This is a genomic window from Bradyrhizobium sp. LTSP849 (assembly GCF_000938255.1).
Lineage (GTDB): Bacteria > Pseudomonadota > Alphaproteobacteria > Rhizobiales > Xanthobacteraceae > Bradyrhizobium.
Genome location: NZ_JYMR01000019.1, coordinates 1 through 7,411, shown reverse-complemented (window position 1 = coordinate 7,411; position 7,411 = coordinate 1). Strand labels below are relative to the sequence as shown.

8 protein-coding genes are annotated in these 7,411 nt (G+C 61.6%); all 8 read right to left on the bottom strand.

The genetic code is table 11. The features are described 5' to 3' along the window. Positions 1-13: 13 nt before the first annotated feature. The gene (tnpC, locus tag UB31_RS15450; protein ID WP_045010987.1) at positions 14-1,492 is read right to left on the bottom strand and encodes an IS66 family transposase; all 1,479 of its coding nucleotides are present in this window, start codon (positions 1,490-1,492) and stop codon (positions 14-16) included. A gap of 122 nt (positions 1,493-1,614) precedes the next feature. After that, positions 1,615-1,971, bottom strand: coding sequence for an IS66 family insertion sequence element accessory protein TnpB (gene tnpB / locus UB31_RS15445; RefSeq protein ID WP_045004130.1), 357 nt, complete (start codon positions 1,969-1,971; stop codon positions 1,615-1,617). Further along, positions 1,968-2,426 carry an IS66-like element accessory protein TnpA gene (gene tnpA, locus UB31_RS15440; RefSeq protein WP_045005335.1) on the bottom strand — a complete coding sequence of 153 codons (459 nt, stop codon included), beginning with the start codon at positions 2,424-2,426 and terminating at the stop codon, positions 1,968-1,970. Before tnpA (UB31_RS15440) ends, tnpB (UB31_RS15445) begins: the two co-directional genes overlap by 4 nt. A 150-nt stretch (positions 2,427-2,576) precedes the next feature. Continuing rightward, a complete protein-coding gene (locus UB31_RS42570) occupies positions 2,577-2,732 on the bottom strand; it encodes a hypothetical protein (RefSeq protein ID WP_245305993.1) in 156 nt (51 codons plus the stop codon). Between the two features lie 251 nt (positions 2,733-2,983). Next, complete coding sequence (locus tag UB31_RS42565; protein ID WP_050044780.1) at positions 2,984-3,400, bottom strand: ParB/Srx family N-terminal domain-containing protein; 417 nt, start codon at positions 3,398-3,400, stop codon at positions 2,984-2,986. Between the two features lie 1,537 nt (positions 3,401-4,937). Further along, on the bottom strand, positions 4,938-6,566 hold the full coding sequence (gene tnpC, locus UB31_RS15425; protein WP_044999807.1) for an IS66 family transposase: 1,629 nt from the start codon (positions 6,564-6,566) through the stop codon (positions 4,938-4,940). 70 nt (positions 6,567-6,636) lie between these two features. Then, positions 6,637-6,984, bottom strand: a complete 348-nt coding sequence (tnpB, locus tag UB31_RS15420) for an IS66 family insertion sequence element accessory protein TnpB (RefSeq protein ID WP_044999806.1) — start codon at positions 6,982-6,984, stop codon at positions 6,637-6,639. Beyond that, the gene (gene tnpA, locus UB31_RS15415) at positions 6,981-7,376 is read right to left on the bottom strand and encodes an IS66-like element accessory protein TnpA (RefSeq protein ID WP_044999804.1); all 396 of its coding nucleotides are present in this window, start codon (positions 7,374-7,376) and stop codon (positions 6,981-6,983) included. The genes tnpB (UB31_RS15420) and tnpA (UB31_RS15415) overlap by 4 nt, the downstream gene beginning before the upstream one ends. Positions 7,377-7,411: the final 35 nt, after the last annotated feature.

The window sequence follows — 7,411 nt, the reverse complement described above, 5'->3', positions numbered from 1 at the left end:
GTAAGCGCTGTTTTCAGGCCACAGCTCTGAGGTCGTGACGGCAATAGGCCCACGGAAGCAACTGATCGATCTCGCTATTCGGATGACCATTGACGATCCTGGTGAGGACGTCGGTCAGGTAGGCAAGCGGATCGAGGTCGTTCAGCTTACAGGTTTCGACCAGGGAGGCGATGGTGGCCCAGTGCTCGGCACCGCCGTCGGAGCCTGCGAACAGCGCATTTTTACGGTTCAACGTGATCGGACGGATCGAGCGCTCGACGGCGTTATTGTCGAGCTCGATACGGCCATCATCGATGAAGCGCGTCAGGCCATCCCAGCGTGAGAGCGCATAACGGATGGCGTCTGCCAGCTTGCCCTTTTGGCTGATCAACGCGAGCTTTGCGCGGAGCCACAGCTCGAAGGCTTCCGCCAGCGGCCGGCTTTTCTGTTGTCGAACGAGACGACGTTCCTCGGCGCTGCGGCCGCGGATGTCCTTCTCGATGGCATAGAACTCGGCGATATGCTTGAGCGCCTCGCTCGCAATAGGCGCAGGACCGGGGGTGGCAAGTTCGTAGAAGTTACGCCGCATGTGCGACCAGCAGAATGCAAGCTGAACGTTGCCACGCTCGGCGAGCCTGCCATAGCCGGCATAGCCGTCGACCTGCAGGATCCCCTTGAAGCCTGCCAGATGAGCGATCGGTCGGTCGGCCTTGCGGTCGGGCGCATAGACATAGGCGACGCCCGGCGGATCGGCACCGCCCCATGGCCGGTCGTCCGCCGCATAGGCCCAGAGCTGACCGGTCTTGGTGCGCCCGCGGCCGGGATCGAGCACCGGCATCGTCGTCTCGTCGGCGAACAGCTTTGGCCGCTGCCTGAGCTTGCCAAGGAGCCGCTCATGCAACGGGCGCAGATGGAAGGCTGCCTGTCCCACCCAGTCCGCCAGCGTCGAACGATCAAGCTCAATGCCCTGGCGGGCGTAAATCTGCGCCTGCCGGTAGAGTGGCAGGTGATCGGCATATTTGGAGACCAGGACCTGGGCGACGGTGGCCTCGGTCGGCAGACCACCCTCGATCAGCCGGGCCGGGGCCGGCGCCTGCATGACACCGTCCTCGCAAGCCCGGCAGGCGTATTTGGGACGCCGGGTGACGAGGATCCGGAACTGCGCCGGGACCAGGTCCAGCCGCTCACTTCTATCCTCGCCGATCCGGTGCAACTCGCCCTGGCAACAGGAGCAGATCTTATTGTCGATATCGACGACGACCTCGATCCGCCGCAAGTGCGCTGGCAAGGCGCCACGGTTGATCCGGCGCTTGCGAGCCCGAGCCTCACGGCTTTCAGGTGCGCTGACGTCCTGCGCCGTCTCGCTGTACGCTGCGACCTGCTCGACATCTTCCAGGCCCAGCAGCATCTGATCTTCAGGCAAGGTCTCTGCCCGCCGGCCGAACCGATGCCGCTGCAATTCCTTGATGATCTGACGCAGCCGTTCGCTCTCGCACCGCTCGGCAAGCAGCATCGCTTTCAGCGTCTCGGGATCGTCAGGCAGGGCGTCGCTCACACGCAATTCAGAGCATATTCGCCGCCATCTGGCGACGCGCTCGATGCCCCTGATTCACTTCGCCGCAGCGCTGCCAACAACTATCCGGCTTGCGTTGGCGCTGGCGTCTCCCGTACCTCGTGGACACGCCGCCAGTCGAGCCCTTCCAACAGCGCCGACAATTGCGCCGCCGACAGACGCATCACGCCGTCCTCGATCTTCGGCCAGCGGAAGATCCCATCCTCAAGCCGTTTGGCGAACAGGCACAGACCCGTTCCGTCCCAGAACACCAGCTTGATCCGATCCGCCCGCTTGGCACGGAACACATAGACAGCTCCCGAGAATGGGTCAGCCCCCATGCTCTCGCGCACCAGGGTCGCAAGCCCTTCCATCCCCTTGCGGAAGTCCACCGGTTTGGTCGCCACCATCACCCGGACCGCACCCGACGGACCGATCACCGGCTCGCCTTCAGCGCCTGGACGATCGACGCAATCATTGCCGTGTCCGCACCACGACCGGCCCGGATCGTGATGCCGTCGACTTCGATCTCGATGATCCCGGCATCGCAACGGCAAGTTCGGACATCCGGTTTGGGTTTGCAGCGCGCCACTTTGCGCTCCCGGCCAAGAGCAGGCGCCGGCACTGCGACATCCACCACCGCCGGCACAAACTGCACTTCTTCTATTTCGGAATGACCGCCTGCTGCCTCTCGCAACTGACGTCGCCAGCCAAACAACTGCTGCGGTGACAATCCATGCCGTCGGGCTACCGAACAGACCGAGTCGCCGCTCGCCACAATCTCCGCGACGATCCGCGCCTTGTCCTCGTCGCTCCACTTCCGCCGACGGCCGGCGCCGGTGAAGACCTCAAGCCGCCGTACCGGCTCCGTGATAGCAGTATGCACTGTGTCCATTCTAAGCCTAACGGTCCAAATCGAACCGCAGACTCGCAGATCACCCCATCATCCGGTAGGTGGCCGCTGAACAGCGCTTACGATAGAGCGATCCCATCCCGGCATTGGATTTGTTCCAGATGCAGAGGTTGAGAGGTTGAGGAGATCGCCCTAGATGGTCGAACCGACCGCGGTAACGTCGTGCATATGTCGCCTGTCCATGCAGATGAAGTGGACCGCGCCATCGCGGGAGCATTTTGCCGCGGCGCCAAGCGTGTATTTCAGGAAAGTCCGGAATTGGTCGTCGCTCATCTCGCCCGAGGCCATCGCAAATTCACCGTGACGCCCCGTTGGATTTGCGTTGCCCTCGATCCTGACGTTGTAGGGAGGATCCAGGAACGCCGAATCGATCCGGAGCCCTCGCCGACGACCCGTTCGAGGAAAGCGGCATCGCGGCTGTCCCCGCAGCCACCCGATGCTTTCCCAAAATCCAGATGGCGCCTGGCTTTGTTTTACGAACCGCTGGTAGTGAAAGGATAATCTCGTCGTCGGGATCAGCTGAATTCGAGAGGATGACGTCAATTTCGCCGGTCGCCGGTGAGGGTCGGGTCAATATCGAGGTTGATTGTCGCGAGCTCACCCAGCTCCTGCTGCAAGATCTCGATATGCCAGCCGGCATTGAGCGCGATCTTGTTGTCGGCCAATCGGAGCGCGCGCTTCTGGGTCTCCGACAGACCCGAGAGCGTGATGGTTGGTATCTCGGCAAGGCCCAAAGCTTTTGCCGCCTGGAGCCGGCCCTGACCGGCGATGATGTTGCCGCCGGGATCGACTAGTATCGGATTGGTAAACCCTAACGCGTTGATGGACGTCTTGAGCTGCTCGATCTGGCGTCTCGGATGCCTCCGCGCATTGCGCGGATCAGGGATGATATGGTTGGTCGAGCGATAGACGATTGAGAGCTGTGAGGATGCAGCAAGTGTGACTGATGTGTTCATACGCAACAACATTGCGCATTCTTAGTTACGAAATATAGAACTCAATTTCGATTTCCCCGATGCGGATCACCTCCGGTCCTTACGCTAAGGCGCCACGTATAGAGGCCTCACGCGCACCGCCACCATGCGGTGAACGTCCGCGGGGGAGCAGCGTCTGGCGCAGGCGTCCGTGCATTGCGCCGTTCAGTAATGAGATCGTCGGCCGGGCGATAGACGGATAGACGACGGACAGTTGCGAGCGTGCCTTGATTGGTGCCCACGTCCCATCCTTCCGTTAAAAAGCTGGCCGGCTTGGTTCGCTGGGCGAGCGTCCATTCCGGTCAGCGCATTAGTTGAACGGCGCGGCGATCGGCCTTATCTAAACATTTGGTGGCAAAAGGGAGAACTCCAATGAGGAAGCTCGCCATTATCGCGCTAGCGGTGCTTAGTCCCGGGATCGCGATAGCGCAGGATTCGACAAAAAAGGCGGATCCAAAGTCGGACAATTGCTTCTATACGGTTGGAACTCAGGCAATTCAGGTCCCGATCGGCGGGCGCATTTGTCGGCGACAACCTGCGCCTTACAATGACAAATATTCGTTGCTCCGCTGTACCCCACCGCTCGACGAGATCGATTCCGATGTCAAGCGAGGGGACGCTCGCTGCGACCGCTACGAAGAGAGAGAGTAGCGGTTCGCTCACTCGGGGGCGTCGGCTAGGTCATCGCATGCCGATGTTTTTCTATCAGTTGGTTTAGGCGGCTTTGATCTGCTGAATTCCTTAGATGGTCGGACTGATGGGCGAGCAGCTCGAACGTCTGGTCCGGTGAAAGGCCGTCTAGGACAACCAGGCCCTTGAATTGATGCGAAACCGGAGATCCGGTGTCCCGGTCTTCCATGGTCCATAGCTCTCTACTTGGTTCGTGGGGAGTGTACGGACCTCTCACGCTATCGCGCCGTGCGGCTACTGTTGTTGTTAGGATTTGCCGATACGGCGGGTGGAACGCCCTGTCCGATTGGGTTTTGGAACGGGTTATTGCTTGGTTGGGTGGCGACTGAGTTTCGTGATTGTCCCTGCGCAGGACGCGGCCGCGTCCCTCCACTTACGGAGCCTTGAGTACCGTTTGGACTGATCTGAGCCGCAGCACAAATGATCGTACTTCCAAAAATGATGGCGGCAATGATAAGTCTTTTCATTGTTTTTACTCCGGTTCGCTTTTGGCATCGCCGTCACGTCAAGACCAGCGAGATCCCTAAAGGGCATGCTGCCGTCTGGCCGCATGTGGCACGACATGAAGCCGAATATCCCGGAAGTGGTAATGATAGGTCGCTGCCGGAAGGGTGCGCCATACGAGAAGGGCGCCGATACCCAGGCCAAATCCGATCCAGCAAGCCGTGAAGTAAATCCAGAACATAGTGCCAAACGCCTCGTCTCCTTCGAAGTTCCAAAAGTCGCTTCACGTAGCTGGTTCGCCGCCTAAAAAGGGGGGCAAACCAAGTGCGCGGGCGCGGTTGCGGAGTAAGCATCCGGCGAAGACCGCGCGCGGGTCATTTTCGGCTCAGGCGGCTTGATCAACGTTCCGGATGGCAGAGCGCCAATTCCATGGCAGCAGTTCGTCGAGCCTTTGGACGGGATGCTCGGCGATGCGCGCCAGAACGTCGGCGAGCCAGGCTTGCGGATCGACGTCGTTCATCTTGGCGGTGACGATCAGGCTGTACATCACCGCCGCCCGCTCGCCGCCGCGATCCGAGCCGCAGAACAACCACGACTTCCGACCTAAAGCGATGCCGCGCACGCCACGCTCCGCCGCATTGTTGGACAGGCAGATGCGGCCGTCATCGAGGAAGCGGGTAAATGCGCTCCAGCGCTTGAGCATGTAGTCCATGGCCTTGGCGACATCGTTGCTGCGCGAGAGCTTGGCGCGTTGTGTGCGCATCCAGGCTTCCAGATCGGCCACGAGCGGCGCGCTGAGTTCCCGGCGAACTGCCTGGCGCCTTTCGGCGCTCTGACCGTTGATGGTCCGCTCGATCTCGAACAGGGCGTCGATCCGGCGGACTGTTTCCAGCGCCAGCGGCGAGATCACTGCCGGCCTCTTGCCCTGAGCCTTGCGACGCGCATTCTCGGCCAGATCAGCCATCACGAAGAACGGCCGCCGGGCATGGACCCAGCACGCGGCTTCCAGGATCGGACCTGCGTTGCGGCCCGGTTCGTAAAGCCTGCCATAGCCGCCATAGGCATCGGCCTGGAAGATTCCGCTGTAGTTGGCCAAGTGAGCCTGGGGATGCTCGCCGGCCCGATCGCGCGAGTAATAGAACACCGCGCCCGGCGGGGCCTGCCCTCCAAAAGGCTTGTCGTCGCGCACATAGACCCAGATCCGGCCGGTGTCGGTCTTGCCTTTGGCCAGGACCGGAACCGTGGTGTCGTCCCCGTGCAATCGCTCGGCGCTCAGTACGTAGGCCTCGAGGCGCTTGAACAAAGGTGCCAGCGCCGCGGTGCAGCCGCCGACCTGGTCGGCCAGGGTCGACAGACTGATCGGCACGCCCTCCTTGGCATAGCGCTCCGCTTGCCGGTTCAGCGGCTGATGTTGACCAAACTTCTCGAACAGCACCATCGCCAGCAGGCTTGGCCCCGCCCAGCCGCGGGCAAGCACATGGAACGGCGCCGGAGCCTGGCTGATCTTCTCGCAATCACGGCAAGTAAACTTCTCGCGGACGTGCTGGATCACTTTCCAGGATTTCGGGATCACCTCCAGCGTCTCGGTGATGTCCTCGCCGAGCTTGGACAGCCGCGCGCCGCCACAGCAGGCGCACGCCACAGGTCCCGGCACGATCACCCGCTCGCGAGGTAGATGCTCCGGGAACGGCTGGCGTGACGGCCGCTTGCGCGTGAACGACGCCACCTTCGTGGTTTTGGCCGCGGCCATTTCGGCGGCGAGTTCGTCCTCCGTCGCCGAACTCTCCAGCTCCTCCAGCGTCAGTTCAAGCTGATCCAATAGCCGCGCGGTACGCTCCGAGCGCGGACCATGGCGGTCGCGGTTGAGTTTCTCGATCTGCAGCTTCAGATGGGCGATCAACGCCTGGTCGTCGGACTGCCGGGCACGGGCGGCCGCAGCCTCCGCCCGAGCAACGATCAATGCCGCTTGCAGCGTTTCGATGTCGTCTGGCAGCGATTCAAGGCCGTCACCCATGGCCCCGATGGAATCACAAAAGAGGCGATTTGAGGCGTCTTTTCTTCCGCACCTCAGAACTTTTTTGAGCCTATCCTGCGCTCTGTGGCCGCCACGTGTGCTGCGGATTGCGCCAGTCGATCGCCTCCAGCAGATAACTCATCTGCGCCGCGCTCAGCCCCACCACACCGCCCACCGTCGCCGGCCAGACAAAACGGCCACGGTCCAACCGCTTCGCGTAGAGCGACAATCCAATTCCATCGTGCCACAAGGCCTTGATCAGCGAACCGCCGCGTCCGCGGAACACGAAGACATCTCCGGCGAACGGATCGCGACCAAGGCTTTCCTGCACCAATAATGACAAACCCTGCATGCCCTTGCGCATGTCAGTGTAGCCGGTCGCAATCCAGATGCGTGCGCTCGAAGAGACTGGGATCATCGACGCTCCAGAACCTGCAGCACCCGCGCCAGGGCGGCCGCATCGACGCCCGCATCGACAATCACCCGACGATCCCGGCCAACGACGATCACCATCTGCCCGCTCGTCGCTGTGGCAGCAACCGCCGGCTCGACCTCAGCGGCAAGGACGACCCGCGCAAAGCCGGATTGCTCGCTTTGAGGGCTGATCGGCTCGGGACCGAACGAGCGCCGCCATGTCATCAGCAACGAACGTGATATGCCATGGCGTCTTGCTGTCGACGATATCGCGCGCGGCGCTTGAAAGCTTTCGGTCACGATCCGCAGCTTTTCGTCATCCGACCAGCGTCGCCGGCGACCAGTCTCGACCACCTCAAGCCGTTCAAGCTGAGTACTGCGCTTATGGCTGTCCATAAGGACTGTTACGCACCAATTGGACTAATCCAACA

What these genes read in the sequence shown, in the direction of transcription:
- tnpC (WP_045010987.1), bottom strand. Translation starts at nt 1,492, where the DNA reads ATGCTGCTTGCCGAGCGGTGCGAGAGCGAACGGCTGCGTCAGATCATC.
- tnpA (WP_045005335.1), bottom strand. Translation starts at nt 2,426, where the DNA reads ATGGACACAGTGCATACTGCTATCACGGAGCCGGTACGGCGGCTTGAG.
- UB31_RS42570 (WP_245305993.1), bottom strand. Translation starts at nt 2,732, where the DNA reads ATGGCCTCGGGCGAGATGAGCGACGACCAATTCCGGACTTTCCTGAAA.
- UB31_RS42565 (WP_050044780.1), bottom strand. Translation starts at nt 3,400, where the DNA reads ATGAACACATCAGTCACACTTGCTGCATCCTCACAGCTCTCAATCGTC.
- tnpC (WP_044999807.1), bottom strand. Translation starts at nt 6,566, where the DNA reads ATGGGTGACGGCCTTGAATCGCTGCCAGACGACATCGAAACGCTGCAA.
- tnpB (WP_044999806.1), bottom strand. Translation starts at nt 6,984, where the DNA reads ATGATCCCAGTCTCTTCGAGCGCACGCATCTGGATTGCGACCGGCTAC.
- tnpA (WP_044999804.1), bottom strand. Translation starts at nt 7,376, where the DNA reads ATGGACAGCCATAAGCGCAGTACTCAGCTTGAACGGCTTGAGGTGGTC.